A 15,100-nucleotide genomic window follows, 5' to 3' on the forward strand; every position below is an offset into this window, starting at 1 on the left:
ATGATAAAAACGTTTTTAGCGTCACTTTTGACGCTAACGTTTGCTTTGGCAGACGCTCACATCCTAGTTTATCACCGCTTTGACGATCCAAGGCACGTTAGCACAGATATTTCTATCCAAAATTTAAGAGAGCAGTTTGAATACTTTAAAAACAATGGCTTCGAAGTTGTCAAGCTATCAAGGCTTGTCGATGCGGTAAATGCTGGCGAACCGATCCCTGATAACTGGATCGTTATCACCGTTGATGATGGATACAAAAGCTTTTACAATAACGCTCTTGAGCTTTTTAAAGAGTATAACTACCCATTTGCTTTGATGGTCTATGTAGAGGCAAGCGCGAACAAATATGGTGATTATCTAGACTTTGATCAGATCAAAGAGCTAGAAGCTTACGGAGAGATCGGCTATCACTCATACGCTCATCCAAGGATGACTAAACTTAGCGATGAGGCCTTAAGAGAGGACTTTCAAAAGGGCGTTGAGACCTTTGAAAAGCATATGGGTTATAAGCCTAAATACTTCGCAGTGCCTTACGGGGAGATCGATAGCAGGGTCGTCTCTTTGGCAAAAGAATTTGGCTTTTTGGCACTTTTAAATCAAAACTCAGGCGCAGTTTCAGATAAAAGTGACGTTTATGATCTTTACAGAACACCAGTGATGAATGGCACAAAGATAGCGCTAACTTTTAATAGCAAATTTTTAAATGCTCAGTGGATATTTCCAGAGGGCTATCCGCAAAACAATGCGATCGACAAGCTCATCATCAAGACCGACACTAACGCAAGTGAGGGCAGTTTTTTCATGACTGGTTTTGATGGCTTTAGAAAAGTACCTATGACAAATGGCGTTTTTGAGTGTAAATTTAACCCACCACTTGATAAACGCAAAGTGTTAATGTCGCTAAAAGTAGATCATCACAGAAGCACAAAACTTCTAATAAAGGACACCAATGCTAAATAAAATTTACGATACCCAAAAAGAGGGTTGCGAAAAGGCGATCGCTTCATTAAAGCGCGATTTTACAACGCTTAGAACTGGCAAGGTAAATATCAACATCCTAGATAACGTTATGGTTGATTACTACGGCTCGCCAACTCCGCTTAATCAAGTAGCCACCGTGCTTACAAGCGACGCTTCAACTATCGCTATCACGCCTTGGGAAAAGAGCATGATAAAAGCGATCTCATCAGCCATCCAAGCTGCAAATATCGGCGTCAATCCAAACAGCGACGGCGAGAGCGTTAAGCTATTTTTCCCGCCTATGACCGTTGAGCAACGCCAAGAAAACGCAAAACATGCAAAAGCTATGGGCGAAAAGGCAAAAGTTAGCATCAGAAACGTGAGAAAAGACGCAAACGACGAGGTCAAAAAGCTTGAAAAAGACAAAGCTATAACTGAAGACGAGAGCAAAAAGGGTCAAGATGAGGTTCAAAAGATAACTGACACCTACACCGCAAAGATCGACACTCTCGTAAAAGAGAAAGAAGCCGAGCTTTTAAAAGTATAAATTTCATTTAGAAATTTGCCCCTTTGCAAATTTCTAAACCCCCGTTTTAGCCACGCAATGTGGCTAAATTTCATCCTTTAAAGGACGACCTTGCATATCATCACCGAGCTAAAAGCTGCATTTGCTGATAAAAAAATTTTGCTACTTACCATTTTGGCGTTTAGTCTGCCTACTATTTTTCTTAGTTCAAGTCAGATCATTGAGGATTACAGAGGATTTTGGCTGCTTGAGCCGCTACTTTTGGTCGCTATCTATCTAAATAAAAGGCAAATTTTACTCCCTTTATACTTTTTGATATTTGGAGCTAGCCTTTACTTTTTTGGCCTTAAGCTAAGCGGTCATGCCAGCGATCTTGTGGCACTTTATCTCATGGCTTTTGTGCTTTTATTATCTTTAAATTTCGCCAAAGATAATGAAAAATTTATAAGCGAGAGCCTAGCAAGACTATTAAATTTACTCATCTCATTTGCCCTTTTTCACCTTTTTTTTCTTGGCATTTTTGCTGTTTGTGCGGGGCTTAACTACCTATTTGGGCTGGAGCTCTCAACCAGCCACAGGACACAGAGGCTCTACTTGACGCTGACCTCTTTTGGTCTGCCATGTCTATTTCTCTTTTTTGAGAGCAAATTTAGCGAGTACAGACTCTTAAATTTCATCAAGATCGCCATAAATTTCATCCTAAATCCCCTGCTCATCATCTATGTGGCGCTTTTAAATTTATACTGCATTTATAGGCTTATTTTACTTGAGTTGCCACGCGGTGGAGTGGCCTATATCGTGCTTGCCTGCTTGATCGCTGGCTTTGTTTTAAGAGGGCTAAATTTACTTATCAAAAGCCAAATTTATGATCAAATTTTTAAGCTCTTGCCACTTTTTGTCATCTTGCCTAGCGTTTTGCTTTGGTGGGGCATCATGCACAGAGTCGGCGAGTACGGCCTAAGTGAGCCTAGGATCTATCTCATCGCCTGCGTGATATTCGCAAATTTGAGCTATTTTGTGATGATATTTTTTAGGGATTTTCCTTATAAATTTCTAGCATTTTTTATGGTATTTGGCATATTTTTCACCCATTTTGTCCTTGATACGAAGCTGCTTACCATAAATTCTCAAAAAGAGCTTTTACTAAGAGAGTTAAGGTCGCTAAATTTGTTTGATAGTAGCGGCTTGCTAAGTGGCGACGTGAGTAAGATCGGCGAAGAGAAGCTTTACTTTTTGCAAGATAAATTTGACTTTTTAGTAGAAAACGGCGATAAATTTGCACTAGAAAATAAAAAATTTATATCAAATTTAGAGAGTATCTCAGAGAAAAAGTGGCAGGTATTTAGCATTAACTCAGGCAATATCGGCATAAATGTCAAAGAGGCGACCATAAAAAGCGTAGTCTCAAGCAGCACAAATGGCGATGAGCTCGTTATGCAGCTAGATAATGAAAGAGTTAGTATAAATATGCAAAAGCACCTAGAAAAAGCGCTTGCGAGTTTAAATTTAAAGCCAGACGGCGACTTTGGCGCTGAGGTATTTGAGCAGCTAAAAGAGCAGCTTTTGATCCTTAAAGTAGGCAAAAGGGTCTTTGTTCTGCGCTCTATGGAAATCGTGCAAAAAAACGGAGTTTATAAATTTTACGGCGCAAGCGTGCTTTTTTATATGGAGGATGCGCAGCTAAAATAGCGAGCCCTGCGTGAGTTTTGGCTTTATGACAAAGCTTTTTCTATGAAAGTCTGAGTAGCCAAATTTAGCTATGGCGTCTATGTGCAACTTCGTGCCATATCCCTTGTGCCCTGCAAAGCCGTATGCTGGATAAAATTTATCCCAGCCGTTCATCAAGCAGTCACGGCTTACTTTTGCTAGGATGCTGGCTGCACTTACGCTAGCTACCTTGCCGTCAGCCTTTATCATCGTGGTTATACCCACGCCGTAGTCTAAATTTCCATCGTAAATGATCTCAAAGCCCTCAAAATGCGCCTTAAAAAGCTTGAGCGCGCGCCTTAGGCACTCACTTAGCCCAAGCTCATCTATCTGGGCGTTTGAGAAGTAGGCAATAAGGAAATTTGAGCTTTTTGTGATCTCTTTAAAGAGCTCCTCGCGCCGTTTTGCGGTTAGTTTTTTGGAGTCGTTTAGGCCAGGAATTTCACTATTTAGTACGCAAGCAGCCACGCTTAGTGGTCCAGCTAACGCCCCACGTCCAGCCTCATCGATACCGCAAATTTTAGCCATTACAGCCCGACTTCATCGCTAAAGTAAGGTCTTAGCTCCTCAAGTGGCACGCTGATTTGCTCCTCGTTTAAAAATGTAAGCCCAAGCGGCGAAAGCACGAAGTTGTCGCTCACGCCAGCGGTTGCTAGGACTGCTTTTAGATGTTCATTATTCATATCTTTAAAAATTTGCTTTAGCTTTAGCTTTTTGTTTGTTGCAAGCGAGATCACCTCGCAGTTTGTTTTTTCGTTTTTATAGGTGCAAACGCTCTTGATCTTGTCGTTGATGTAGTAGATCTCTTTTAGGCTCTCATACTGGTTGTTTGGCCATTTTTTGCGCTCGCTTTTTAGGTCGTAAAACTCTGCAAGAAGCTTGTTTTTGTATTTTTTGGCTGAGTCTTTAGCGAATATGTCGTTAGTGATCGCTTCATATCTCGTGCCGTTTGACTCGGTCATTTGGATGCCGATATTTAGGATTTCATACTCTTTTTCTTCTTTTACGGTGGCGTTGTAGGCTTTGTTTTTGACGATTATCTTACCTTTTAGCTCGCCGTTTTCGTTTTTAATGTCTAAATTTATCTTGTCTGAGACCGCATTTAGTGACGAAATTTCACTGCCATTTTGCTCAAAAGAGCCCTTTTCATAGTCGTATTTTGCGCCGTCAAAAAAAATGTGGCCGCTTATCTTAGGTGGGACTTTAAAGCTCTTGCTTTGTTTGAAATTTTCAAATTCATCTTTAAAATAGTTCATATAAACTTCAAATTTCACACCATTTGCATCGCCACTAAATTTATAAAATTTAGCCCAGTTTTCGTGGTTTATCTCGTAGCCAAAAAGGCTTGCAGCGATGAATAAGATCCCAAAAAATGCTCTCATGTCCGTCCTTTATAGTTTTTTTGATTATAACTATTTTATCTCTAGTCTTTTAAAATGATAATCAAACAAAGAGTTTAAATTTATAAACCTAGGCTCCACCTAGAAAATGGCAAGATCTCGCACTTTATCCCCTCGATGCTTTGCTCAGCTTGGTTTGCGACGCTGATGATTTGAAGTTTGCTAACGCCTAGCTCTTTTAGGCTTGCATGGAGTTTTTTAAATTTCAAAAAGACGATCTCAGGCGCAGAAAATGGGACGCAGATGATCGCAAGCTTCCTTTTAGTAAGGAAAAAATCGATCTCTTTTGTATAGTAAATTTCATCTTTAAATTTAAGCAGCTCACAAAAAACGACATTTGCAAAGACAGCCAAAAAGTCCTTTTTTAGGCACAAAGTGTTGCGAAGGGCGAAATTTGTAAAGTAAATTTTCTTACTCGTGCTACTCTCATCTAAATTTGGCACAAACTCCACGTATCCGCTCTCATTTAGCCAGCTTATCACGCCATAAACGCTATCTTTTGAAATTTTCATCTGTTCTTTTAGATTTTTATAAATCCCAAAGGCGCTTATGGTGTCGTGGCACTTTGTCGCGCACTCTTTTAGGATAGCGATGCTTTGCTCGTTTAAATTTGCTCTTAAGAGATGCTGCAAGTGAGCTGTGACCTCGCTGGAGTCCAAAAAGGCGCTTGCTATCTCGTTACCATGGGCCAAAAAGTAGCTAAAAAGCAGGTCTTGGTCCAAATTTTTCTTAAAAAATAGTATAAATTCCTCGTAGTCAAGATAGTTTAAATTTATGCGTGCAAAGCCCTCAAGCGAGAGTGAAAATTCCTTGCTTGTAAGGATGATATTTTCAAGTGCAGCGTCCTTTAAGAAGTCTAAATTTACAAGATCAGCGCCTTGTAAATTTTCAACTGCGAGCACCTTTATCTGGCTGTTTTTTTCTAAAAACTCTTTTAAATTTGCTAAAAGCGAGGCTCTATCTATCCTTATATCGTCTAAATTTATATAAAGTCTCTCCTCGCTTTTATAATGGCTCAAAAACTCATAAACAAGGGCTGTTTTACCACTTGAAATAGCGCCTATTATAAGCGTCCTTGGCGAGATAATCTCATATTTTCTGGGGATAAATTTAGCATTTTTAATGGGTGCTTGATAGAGCGTTTCTAAACTTTTCAAATTTGACCTTTTTGACTTTCTGAAATTATAGCCACTTCCTTTTAAAAAGGAATAATATTTAAATCTATATTATATTTGTAATTAATTTATTCTTAAGGGGGGGGCAGTAGAATGATTTGCTTTTTGAATTTACAAAGGAGAAAATATAATGAAAAAGCAAATTTTAGCTTCAGTCTTAGCCAGCGTGTTGGCCACAAGTAGCGTATATGCTTGGGGCTTTGGAAGTAGTAGAGAAAAGCCAAATTATGATTATAGCGGTGAGAAAGAACTAATATCATTAAGCTCTTTCTCAGAAAAGGGTTTAAGAATTAATGATGCAAAATATTGGTGTTTAGATCAAGGCAATGATTTAGGTTGCCTTTGGCTAGATAAACTAGAAGCTTTAGCTAGTAAAGATATTAAGAAAGTAGCAAATTTTTATGAAAAAACAGTGCCAGAATATTGCTATGATAAAAAATTCGCTCCAGCTTGCAGAATACCAGCGTTTGATTTAACTAGAGATAAAATTGTATATTTCGCTAAAAAAAATCAAAATACTAGCACCATAGACACAGATTTTGCAAAAATAATTACTACCAAATCAGGAGCAGGGCTTCAAATGCTTGAGCATGGTTGCAACGAGCTTAAAAGTGGGTATATATGTAGAGATTTACGTGAAATATACAAATATCTCGATGATAGAGAAAAAACAAAAGAATATAATGATAAGATAAAAAATAGAGATAAAAAATGGGACTCTGTATTATATGATAGTAATCACATGTGATATATATATAAAGATGCGTCAGGATGGAAAAATTTAGAGTATCTTAAATAGCTTCTTATTTTACTACAATGTTTAACCAACATTGTAGTAATCTACAACATACCAAACAAGTAATATAATCCCAATAGCAGCTAAAATCAATTCTCCAGTGGTGCATTTTTGAATAAAATCTTCAACTATCACACGAAAAGAAAATATTTTTTAATCGCCTTGTAAGTAAATATTGTTGTATAAAATAAAATTTAAGCACTCTATATACTTTCCTTATTAAAAGGAAATAATTAATCAAAATTCAACAAAAAATAGCGTTTTTCTTGACAACTATAATAGCTTTTTTGTAAAATCGCAGTCTCTTTACGAAAGACCTATGTCTTGCTCGTACGATCGCTTGATCCTATGCGGGTTATTTTGATGTAAAGAGGTCGCGAGTTTGCGACAAGTTCTTTTTAAAGGAAAACACATGGAAAGAATCAGGTTAAAGCTAAAAGCTTACGACCATAGAGTTCTAGACCGCACTGTTGCAGCAATCGTAGAAGCTGTCAAACGAACAGGTGCCGACGTTCGTGGCCCGGTACCAATGCCTACAAAGATCAAACGCTATACAGTCTTAAAATCTCCACACATCAACAAAGACTCACGTGAGCAGTTTGAGATGAGAATACACGCTCGTATGCTTGACATCGTAGCTGCTACTCCAGAAACTGTAGATAGCCTAACAAAACTCGACCTAGCTCCAGAAGTTAATGTCGAAGTTCGTGCGATGAAGTAAGCGGACAAAAGGATAAGAGTATGGAATATATTGTAGAAAAAATAGGCATGAGTAGAACGATTGCCACGAAGAGTACGCCAGTTACACTGCTTAAGCTAGTTGAGGCTAAAGTATGTGAGATCGACGAAAACAAACGTGCTATCGTAGCGTATGCCCACACTAAAGCAAACAACAAAGCTATCGCTGGTCAGCAAAAGAAATACAATCTGACTGCAGAATTTAACAAATTTGCTACGCTTGAAGTAGCTAATAGCGAAGTTGGAAACCTAGACTTTACACCATTAAATGAGGCTAAAATTTTAAAAGTTAGCTTTAACTCAAAAGGTAGAGGCTACCAAGGTGTGGTAAAAAGACATGGTTTCGGTGGTGGTCCAAAAAGCCACGGCTCACGTTTCCACAGACGCCACGGTTCAATCGGTAACTGCGAATGGCCAGGTCGTGTTCAACCAGGTATGAAAATGGCAGGACACATGGGCAATGAGAAAGTTACTGTTAAAAACGAGCTAATAAGCTTTGACGCTCAAAATGGCATCGTAGTTGTAAAAGGTTGCGTTCCTGGTCACAATGGTGCAATGGGTAAAATAAGGATTGTAAAATGAGTAAAATTCACGTACTAAACGATAAATTTGAAAATTCAGGCGAGTTAGAGCTTCCTGCAAGCTACGCTGAAGTAAATCCGCACAACCTATATCTTTATGTAAAATCTTACCTTGCTGGTATAAGAGCAAATTCGGCTCATACTAAAAGCCGTGCTTTTGTAAGCGGTGGTGGTAAAAAACCATGGAGACAAAAAGGACGTGGTGGTGCAAGAGCAGGTTCAACTAGAACTAACGTTTGGGTAGGCGGTGCAGTTGCATTTGGTCCAACAAACGAGAAAAACTATTTTCAAAAAGTCAATAAAAAACAAAAAAGACTAGCTCTTGAGTACGCTTTGGCAGCAAAAGCACAAGATGGTAAAATTTTCGCAGTAGATAGCATCTCAATCGAGTCTGGAAAGACAAAAGATGCAGCTAATATCATCAAAAATTTAAAAGTAAAAGATGCGCTTATCGTTAAAGATTTACTAGACGATAAAACACTACTTGCTTTTAGAAATTTAGCAAACTGCTATGTAGTAGATGCAAATGAGGTAAATGCTTATCTTGTCTCTACATTTAGTTCGGTTATTATTGAAAAAGCTGCACTAAAAACTATAACAAAAGAGGGCTAAAATGGCGGATATAACTGATATCAAAACAATTATTTATACAGAAAAAACTCTAGGCCTTCAAGAACAAGGCGTTGTTGTTATCCAAACTTCACCAAGAGTTACAAAAAACAGCTTAAAAGCGGTTTTGCAAGAGTATTTTGGAGTAACGCCTGTTCGCGTAAATTCACTTAGAATTAGCGGCAAGGTTAAGCGTTTTAGAGGAAGAGCAGGCCAACGTGACGAGATAAAGAAATTCTACGTTAAGTTACCTGAAGGCGTAAGCCTAGAAAATACGGAGGCGTAAGATGGCTATAAAATCATATAAACCATATACACCTAGTCGTAGATATATGACTGGACTAAGCTCTGAAGATATAACAGCTAAACCAAGCGTTAGAAGCTTGCTTGTTAAACTACCTGCAACTGGCGGTAGAAACAACAATGGTCGTATAACTTCAAGACATAAAGAAGCAGGTGCAAAAAAACTTTATCGTATCATCGACTTTAAACGTCGCAAATTTGGTATAGAAGGTAAAGTTGAAGCGATTGAGTACGATCCAAACAGAAACTGCCGTATCGCTCTTATAGCTTATAAAGATGGTGAAAAGCGCTACATCATTAGACCAAACGGCCTAAATGTTGGTGATGTTATCGCATCTATCGATGAGGGCTCACTAGATATTAAACCAGGCAACGCTATGAAATTAAGATTTATCCCAGTTGGTACTATCGTTCATAACGTAGAGCTAAAACCTGGCAAAGGCGCTCAGATAGCTCGTTCAGCTGGCGGTTATGCTCAGCTAATGGGTAAAGAAGAGAAGTATGTTATCCTAAGAATGCCAAGTGGTGAGATGAGACAAGTACTAGCTGAGTGTATGGCAAGTATCGGTGTAGTTGGCAACGAAGACTGGGCTAACATCACTATAGGTAAAGCTGGACGTAATCGCTACCGCGGTATCCGCCCACAAACACGTGGTTCTGCTATGAACCCAGTTGATCACCCACACGGTGGTGGTGAAGGTAAGAAAAATTCAGGCCGTCACCCAGTTACTCCATGGGGTAAACCAACCAAAGGTGCTAAGACTCGCCGTAAAAAAGCTAGCGATAAGCTTATAATTTCAAGAAGGAAAGGAAAATAGAGATGGCAAGATCACTCAAAAAAGGTCCTTTCGTAGATGATCATGTAATGAAAAAAGTTATTGCCGCAAAAAATGCAAACGATAACAAACCAATCAAAACTTGGTCAAGACGTAGCACGATTGTACCTGAAATGATTGGACTAACATTTAACGTTCATAATGGCAAGAGCTTTATTCCTGTATATGTTACAGAAAATCATATAGGCTATAAACTTGGCGAATTTGCTCCAACACGCACATTTAAGGGTCATAAAGGCTCAGTGCAAAAGAAAATCGGCAAGTAAGGGGAGATGATATGAGTAAAGCAATTATAAAATTCGTAAGACTTTCTCCTACAAAAGCAAGACTTATAGCAAGAGAAGTTCAAGGTATGAATGCCGAGCTAGCACTTGCAAGCTTGCAATTTATGCCAAATCGTGGTGCTAAATTTATAGCAAACGCTATTAGCTCAGCAGTAGCAAATGGCGGATTTGAGCCAGAAGAAGTTGTAGTAACTAGTTGCCGCGTTGACGCTGGTCCTGTATTAAAGAGATTTAGACCAAGAGCAAGAGGAACAGCGAGCAAAATTCGCAAACCTACTTCTCATGTAATGGTAGAAGTATCTAAACCTGAAAAGAAGGAAGCATAATATGGGACAAAAAGTAAATCCAATAGGTCTTAGACTAGGAATTAACCGCAACTGGGAATCTAGATGGTTTCCAACCAAACAAAGTCTTCCTGAAAATATCGGTGAAGATTATAAAATTCGTGCATTTTTAAAGAAAAAACTTTACTATGCAGGAATTAGCCAAATTCTAATCGAAAGAACGGCTAAAAAACTTCGTGTAACCGTAGTTGCAGCTCGTCCTGGTATCATCATCGGCAAAAAAGGTCAAGATGTTGAAAACCTAAAGAACGAAGTTAGCAAACTTATCGGTAAAGAAGTAAATGTAAATATCAAAGAAGAAAGAAAAGCTCAAGCTTCAGCTCAACTTGCTGCTGAAAACGTAGCTATGCAACTTGAAAAGCGTGTCGCATTTAGACGTGCTATGAAAAAAGTTATCCAAGGTGCTCAAAAATCAGGCGCTAAAGGTATCAAAATTTCAGTTGCTGGTCGTTTAGGTGGCGCTGAGATGGCAAGAACCGAGTGGTATCTAGAAGGTCGCGTTCCGCTTCATACTCTTAGAGCAAAGATAGATTACGGTGTAGCTGAGGCTCATACAACTTATGGAAACATAGGTATTAAAGTATGGATTTTTAAAGGTGAGGTTCTTCAAAAAGGTGTTCAACCCGAGAAAACTGAAGAAGAAGCACCTAAGAAAACACGTAGAGCAAGAAGAGGTAAATAATTATGTTGATGCCTAAAAGAACTAAATTTCGTAAGCAAATGAAAGGTCGCAACCGTGGTTATGCGACTCGTGGAGCATCTTTGGCAACTGGCGAATTTGCACTTAAAGCTGTTGAAGCTGGTAGAGTAAATTCACGCCAAATAGAAGCTGCTCGTCAAGCTCTAACTCGTCACGTAAAGAGACAGGCTAAAATTTGGATTAGGGTTTTCCCTGATAAGCCACTTACAAAAAAACCTCTACAAACTCGTATGGGTAAAGGTAAGGCAGGAGTTGAAGAGTGGGTTATGAATATTAAACCTGGTCGTATAATATTTGAAATGGCTGGTGTTGACGAAGAGTTGGCTCGTGAAGCTTTAACTTTGGCTCTACACAAACTTCCTTTCAAATCAAAATTTGTAACGCGAGAGAGTGAAAATGAAATATACTGAGTTAAAAGATAAGAGCGTTGCAGAATTAAACGCGTTGCTAAAAGAGAAAAAGGTGCTTTTATTTACATTGAGACAAAAGCTAAAAACTATGCAGTTAAGCAACCCTAATGAGATTAGTGCTGTTCGCAAAGAGATAGCTCAGATCAACACTGCAATTAGTGCAACAAGACAAGGGGCGTAAAATGGCATTAAAAAGAGAAATTCAAGGTGTTGTTTTACAAAAAGCTGGAGATAAAACAGCTACTATTTTGGTAGAAAGACGCGTTATGCACCCAAGATACCATAAATTTGTAAAACGCTTTAAGAAGTATTTAGTTCATGATGAGAAAAATGAGACAAGAGCAGGCGATACAGTTGTTGCGGTTGAGTGCAGGCCACTTTCAGCTCGCAAGAATTTTCGCTTAAAAGCTGTATTGGCAAAGGGAGTTGAGTAATGATTCAAAGTTTTACAAGACTTGCAGTTGCTGATAACAGCGGCGCAAAAGAGTTAATGTGTATAAAAGTTCTTGGCGGCAGCAAAAGAAGATACGCTACACTTGGCGATATCATAGTTTGCTCTGTTAAAAAAGCTCTTCCAAATGGTAAGATCAAAAAAGGACAGGTTGTAAAAGCTGTTGTTGTAAGAACTAAAAGAGAGGTTCAAAGAGATAATGGTTCGCTAATCCGCTTCGACGAGAACGCAGCTGTTATACTTGATAGCAAAAAAGAGCCAGTCGGCACTCGTATTTTTGGACCAGTTGGACGTGAAGTTAGATATGCTAACTTTATGAAGATTGTTTCGCTAGCTCCGGAGGTTTTATAATGGCTAATGTAAAATTTAAAGTCAAAAAAGGTGATACTGTAAAGATCATCGCTGGTGACGATAAAGGCAAAACTGGTAAAATTTTAGCAGTTCTTGCAAAAAAAGGTCAGGTTATAGTTGAGGGATGCAAAATAGCTAAAAAAGCTATCAAACCAAGCGAAAAAACTCCAAATGGTGGTCACGTAAATAAAGAGATGCCAATTGATATATCAAACGTCGCGAAAGTTGAAGGATAAGAGATATGAGTAGATTAAAAGATAAATTTAACGAAACTATCAAGCCAGCTCTCGTAAAAGAATTTGACATCAAAAATCCAATGCTTATACCTGCGCTCGAGAAAATCGTGATCAGTGTAGGCGCTGGAGACTCTGCGAAAGATCAGAAAGTGCTTCAAAATATGGCTGATACCATTTCACTTATCGCTGGACAAAAAGCGGTTATCACTGATGCTAAAAAATCAGTTGCTGGCTTTAAAGTTCGCGAGGGTTTCCCTGTTGGTATCAAAGTAACTTTGAGAAAAGAGCAAATGTATGCTTTCTTAGATAAGCTAATAAGCGTTGCTCTTCCAAGAGTTAAAGACTTCCGTGGTCTTCCAAAAAATGGCTTTGATGGACGTGGAAACTATAACTTTGGTCTTAGCGAGCAGCTAATGTTTCCAGAGGTTGAGTATGATAAAATTTTACGAACTCATGGTATGAATATTACGATTGCTACTACGGCTAAAAATGATAAAGAGGCATTCAAATTGCTAGAGCTATTTGGTGTGCCGTTTGCAAAAGGAAAGTAAAATGGCAAAGAAATCAATGATAGCAAAAGCTGCACGCAAGCCAAAATTTGCGGTTCGCGGCTATACTAGATGCCAAATTTGCGGTCGTCCGCACTCTGTTTATAAAGATTTTGGAATTTGCCGTGTTTGCCTAAGAAAAATGGCTAACGAAGGCCTAATACCTGGTCTTAAAAAAGCAAGTTGGTAAGGAAGAGAAATGTTGAACGATTTAATATCAGATGGATTAACACGCATTAGAAATGCAAGTATGAGAAGACTTGAGACTGCAAAATTGCTTCATTCTAAGGTTGTTGAAGCTACTCTTTCTATCCTTACAGCAAAAGGCTATGTAGAGAGCTACAACGTTATTGAAGAAGGTAACAAGAAATTTATAAACGTAGTTTTAAAGTATGACGAGTACGGCAGAAGCGTTATAAACGAGCTTAAAAGGGTGTCAAAACCTGGTCGTCGTGTTTATCAAGGCAAAGACGACATTAAGCGTTTTAAAAATGGTTACGGAACAGTTATCGTTAGCACAAGCAAAGGCGTTATGAGCGGTATTGAAGCAAGTAAAGCTGGCGTTGGTGGCGAGGTTCTTTGCACCGTTTGGTAATAGTAAAGCAGCGTTTTGGCGTTGTTTTAAATTTAGAAATTTAACTTTAGCTAGGTGAAATTTTATATTTCGCCAAGGCTAAATTTAGTCAGGTTTCGTCAAATTTGACGATCAAATTTACGGCATTGTGGTGTTTATTCGTAAATGTAGGAACACCCTAGACAAGTAAAGGAAAAAAATGTCACGTATTGGAAAACAGCCTATCGCTATCCCAAGTGGTGTAGACGTTAGCGTTGAAAATAATGTCCTAAAATTTAAAAAGGGCAATCACTTAAAAGAGCTTGACACAAAAGGTCACGTTGATGTCAAGATAGAAAATGGTCATATAGTTTTTGCTCCAAAGGGCGAAGATCGCCAAAGCAGAGCTTACTGGGGAACATATAGAGCACTTGCTAACAACATCGTAACTGGTATCACTCATGGCTTTACTCGCCAGCTTGAGATCAACGGCGTTGGTTATAAAGCAGCTGCAAAAGGTAAAATTTTAGAGCTTTCTCTTGGTTTTTCACACCTTATCAACTATGAGCTACCAGCAGGCGTTGAAGCTAGCGTTGATAAAAACGTTATTACTATCAAAGGTGACGACAAACAAGTAGTAGGTCAAGTGGCTGCTCAAGTTAGAGGATTTAGACCACCTGAGCCATATAAAGGCAAGGGCGTTAAATATCTAGAAGAACGTATCATCCGCAAAGCGGGCAAGACATCTAAGAAGTAAGGGGCGGTAAATGACAGCAAAAGTACTAAAAAGAAAAATCGCTCTTAGAATTAAGAGAAAAAGAAGAATCAGAGGTAAAATTTCTGGTGTTGCAACTTGCCCAAGAGTTTCTATTTTCAAATCAAACAGGACTCTTTATGTTCAAGCGATTGACGACGTTACAGCTACTACACTAGCTGCAGTTGATGGTAGAAAAATAGGCATAAAAGCAAACAAAGAAGGTGCGGTCACTTTAGCTAAAGAATTTGCTAAGGCTTTAAAAGCTAAGAAGATAGATGTTGCAGTTTTTGATAGAAATGGTTATTTATACCATGGTGTTATTGCAGCATTTGCTGAAGCTTTAAGAGAAAATGGCATCAAGCTATAACCCAAAGGAAAATCGATGGAAAAATATAATAGAGAAGAATTTGAAGAAGTAATCGTCGATATCGGTCGGGTTACAAAGGTTGTTAAAGGTGGTCGTAGATTTAGATTTACAGCTTTAGTTGTTGTTGGTAATAGAAATGGCCTAGTTGGCTTTGGATATGGCAAAGCTAAAGAGGTGCCAGATGCGATGAGAAAAGCGATTGACGACGCATTTAAAAATATTATCCACGTTAAGATCAAGGGCACAACTATCCCTCACGATGTAGAGGTAAAATATAACGCAAGTAGAATGCTACTTCGCCCAGCTAGCGAAGGTACTGGTGTTATCGCTGGTGGTAGTGCACGTCCTATTATCGAGCTTGCAGGTATTAAGGATATCCTTACTAAATCACTTGGCTCAAACAACTCAGCAAACGTCGTTCGTGCTACTATAAAAGCACTTAGTTTGCTAAAAAGCTAAGAGAAAGGA

At 38.7% G+C, this 15,100-nt stretch carries 26 protein-coding genes; 23 read left to right on the plus strand and 3 right to left on the minus strand.

Translation table 11 applies throughout. The features are described 5' to 3' along the window. The 3 genes from FZ945_RS02785 to FZ945_RS02795 all read left to right on the plus strand — a co-directional run bounded on the left by FZ945_RS02785 (nt 1) and on the right by FZ945_RS02795 (nt 3,175). Nucleotides 1-960 carry a polysaccharide deacetylase family protein gene (locus FZ945_RS02785; protein WP_021087211.1) on the plus strand — a complete coding sequence of 320 codons (960 nt, stop codon included), beginning with the start codon at nt 1-3 and terminating at the stop codon, nt 958-960. Further along, nucleotides 950-1,507: a ribosome recycling factor gene (gene frr / locus FZ945_RS02790; protein ID WP_021087228.1), complete on the plus strand. Its 558-nt coding sequence runs from the start codon at nt 950-952 to the stop codon at nt 1,505-1,507. The genes FZ945_RS02785 and frr overlap by 11 nt, the downstream gene beginning before the upstream one ends. A 90-nt stretch (nt 1,508-1,597) precedes the next feature. After that, a complete protein-coding gene (locus FZ945_RS02795; protein ID WP_148802342.1) occupies nt 1,598-3,175 on the plus strand; it encodes a DUF4153 domain-containing protein in 1,578 nt (525 codons plus the stop codon). On the opposite strand, the gene rnhB is transcribed toward FZ945_RS02795, so the two are convergent. From rnhB to FZ945_RS02810, 3 genes are all read right to left on the minus strand, one after another. Further along, complete coding sequence (gene rnhB / locus FZ945_RS02800) at nt 3,167-3,721, minus strand: ribonuclease HII (protein WP_148802344.1); 555 nt, start codon at nt 3,719-3,721, stop codon at nt 3,167-3,169. The two genes, FZ945_RS02795 and rnhB, sit on opposite strands and share 9 nt — an antisense overlap. Then, nucleotides 3,721-4,575, minus strand: a complete 855-nt coding sequence (locus FZ945_RS02805) for an S-adenosylmethionine tRNA ribosyltransferase (RefSeq protein ID WP_148802346.1) — start codon at nt 4,573-4,575, stop codon at nt 3,721-3,723. Before FZ945_RS02805 ends, rnhB begins: the two co-directional genes overlap by 1 nt. Before the next feature lie 80 nt (nt 4,576-4,655). Then, nucleotides 4,656-5,750 carry an ATP-binding protein gene (locus tag FZ945_RS02810; protein ID WP_148802348.1) on the minus strand — a complete coding sequence of 365 codons (1,095 nt, stop codon included), beginning with the start codon at nt 5,748-5,750 and terminating at the stop codon, nt 4,656-4,658. Between the two features lie 148 nt (nt 5,751-5,898). Here FZ945_RS02810 and FZ945_RS02815 point away from each other — a divergent pair, with 148 nt between their 5' ends. The 20 genes from FZ945_RS02815 (at nt 5,899) to rpsE (ending at nt 15,091) form a co-directional block, all read left to right on the plus strand. After that, nucleotides 5,899-6,516 carry a hypothetical protein gene (locus FZ945_RS02815; protein ID WP_148802350.1) on the plus strand — a complete coding sequence of 206 codons (618 nt, stop codon included), beginning with the start codon at nt 5,899-5,901 and terminating at the stop codon, nt 6,514-6,516. A 460-nt stretch (nt 6,517-6,976) separates the two neighbouring features. After that, nucleotides 6,977-7,285, plus strand: a complete 309-nt coding sequence (gene rpsJ / locus FZ945_RS02820) for a 30S ribosomal protein S10 (protein ID WP_009295257.1) — start codon at nt 6,977-6,979, stop codon at nt 7,283-7,285. A gap of 20 nt (nt 7,286-7,305) precedes the next feature. Next, nucleotides 7,306-7,884: a 50S ribosomal protein L3 gene (rplC, locus tag FZ945_RS02825; protein WP_002941563.1), complete on the plus strand. Its 579-nt coding sequence runs from the start codon at nt 7,306-7,308 to the stop codon at nt 7,882-7,884. Beyond that, nucleotides 7,881-8,495, plus strand: a complete 615-nt coding sequence (gene rplD, locus FZ945_RS02830) for a 50S ribosomal protein L4 (RefSeq protein ID WP_002941609.1) — start codon at nt 7,881-7,883, stop codon at nt 8,493-8,495. Before rplC ends, rplD begins: the two co-directional genes overlap by 4 nt. A gap of 1 nt (nt 8,496) precedes the next feature. Beyond that, nucleotides 8,497-8,778, plus strand: a complete 282-nt coding sequence (locus tag FZ945_RS02835; RefSeq protein ID WP_002941535.1) for a 50S ribosomal protein L23 — start codon at nt 8,497-8,499, stop codon at nt 8,776-8,778. 1 nt (nt 8,779) lies between these two features. Continuing rightward, complete coding sequence (gene rplB / locus FZ945_RS02840) at nt 8,780-9,613, plus strand: 50S ribosomal protein L2 (protein WP_002941522.1); 834 nt, start codon at nt 8,780-8,782, stop codon at nt 9,611-9,613. Between the two features lie 2 nt (nt 9,614-9,615). Continuing rightward, the gene (rpsS, locus tag FZ945_RS02845) at nt 9,616-9,897 is read left to right on the plus strand and encodes a 30S ribosomal protein S19 (RefSeq protein ID WP_002941639.1); all 282 of its coding nucleotides are present in this window, start codon (nt 9,616-9,618) and stop codon (nt 9,895-9,897) included. 11 nt (nt 9,898-9,908) lie between these two features. Further along, on the plus strand, nt 9,909-10,241 hold the full coding sequence (rplV, locus tag FZ945_RS02850; RefSeq protein ID WP_009295259.1) for a 50S ribosomal protein L22: 333 nt from the start codon (nt 9,909-9,911) through the stop codon (nt 10,239-10,241). 1 nt (nt 10,242) lies between these two features. Continuing rightward, nucleotides 10,243-10,941: a 30S ribosomal protein S3 gene (gene rpsC / locus FZ945_RS02855; protein ID WP_002941650.1), complete on the plus strand. Its 699-nt coding sequence runs from the start codon at nt 10,243-10,245 to the stop codon at nt 10,939-10,941. Nucleotides 10,942-10,943: 2 nt separating this feature from the next. Next, entirely contained in the window at nt 10,944-11,369 is a 426-nt protein-coding gene (gene rplP, locus FZ945_RS02860; RefSeq protein ID WP_002941572.1) for a 50S ribosomal protein L16, read from the plus strand. Continuing rightward, nucleotides 11,356-11,550, plus strand: coding sequence for a 50S ribosomal protein L29 (rpmC, locus tag FZ945_RS02865; protein ID WP_002941625.1), 195 nt, complete (start codon nt 11,356-11,358; stop codon nt 11,548-11,550). The genes rplP and rpmC overlap by 14 nt, the downstream gene beginning before the upstream one ends. 1 nt (nt 11,551) lies before the next feature. Further along, nucleotides 11,552-11,803, plus strand: a complete 252-nt coding sequence (gene rpsQ / locus FZ945_RS02870) for a 30S ribosomal protein S17 (RefSeq protein WP_002941511.1) — start codon at nt 11,552-11,554, stop codon at nt 11,801-11,803. Beyond that, entirely contained in the window at nt 11,803-12,171 is a 369-nt protein-coding gene (rplN, locus tag FZ945_RS02875) for a 50S ribosomal protein L14 (protein ID WP_002941516.1), read from the plus strand. Before rpsQ ends, rplN begins: the two co-directional genes overlap by 1 nt. Further along, the gene (gene rplX / locus FZ945_RS02880; protein ID WP_002941666.1) at nt 12,171-12,407 is read left to right on the plus strand and encodes a 50S ribosomal protein L24; all 237 of its coding nucleotides are present in this window, start codon (nt 12,171-12,173) and stop codon (nt 12,405-12,407) included. Before rplN ends, rplX begins: the two co-directional genes overlap by 1 nt. Before the next feature lie 5 nt (nt 12,408-12,412). After that, nucleotides 12,413-12,958 carry a 50S ribosomal protein L5 gene (gene rplE, locus FZ945_RS02885; protein ID WP_002941643.1) on the plus strand — a complete coding sequence of 182 codons (546 nt, stop codon included), beginning with the start codon at nt 12,413-12,415 and terminating at the stop codon, nt 12,956-12,958. Between the two features lies 1 nt (nt 12,959). Further along, nucleotides 12,960-13,145: a type Z 30S ribosomal protein S14 gene (locus tag FZ945_RS02890; protein WP_002941532.1), complete on the plus strand. Its 186-nt coding sequence runs from the start codon at nt 12,960-12,962 to the stop codon at nt 13,143-13,145. A 9-nt stretch (nt 13,146-13,154) separates the two neighbouring features. Then, on the plus strand, nt 13,155-13,550 hold the full coding sequence (gene rpsH, locus FZ945_RS02895) for a 30S ribosomal protein S8 (protein ID WP_148802352.1): 396 nt from the start codon (nt 13,155-13,157) through the stop codon (nt 13,548-13,550). 178 nt (nt 13,551-13,728) lie between these two features. Then, nucleotides 13,729-14,265, plus strand: coding sequence for a 50S ribosomal protein L6 (rplF, locus tag FZ945_RS02900; protein WP_002941606.1), 537 nt, complete (start codon nt 13,729-13,731; stop codon nt 14,263-14,265). Between the two features lie 10 nt (nt 14,266-14,275). Then, on the plus strand, nt 14,276-14,632 hold the full coding sequence (gene rplR, locus FZ945_RS02905) for a 50S ribosomal protein L18 (RefSeq protein ID WP_021091120.1): 357 nt from the start codon (nt 14,276-14,278) through the stop codon (nt 14,630-14,632). A 15-nt stretch (nt 14,633-14,647) separates the two neighbouring features. After that, nucleotides 14,648-15,091: a 30S ribosomal protein S5 gene (rpsE, locus tag FZ945_RS02910; protein ID WP_002941646.1), complete on the plus strand. Its 444-nt coding sequence runs from the start codon at nt 14,648-14,650 to the stop codon at nt 15,089-15,091. Nucleotides 15,092-15,100: the final 9 nt, after the last annotated feature.

Origin of the sequence: Campylobacter concisus (assembly GCF_902460535.1) — a bacterium.
Lineage (GTDB): Bacteria > Campylobacterota > Campylobacteria > Campylobacterales > Campylobacteraceae > Campylobacter_A > Campylobacter_A concisus_AS.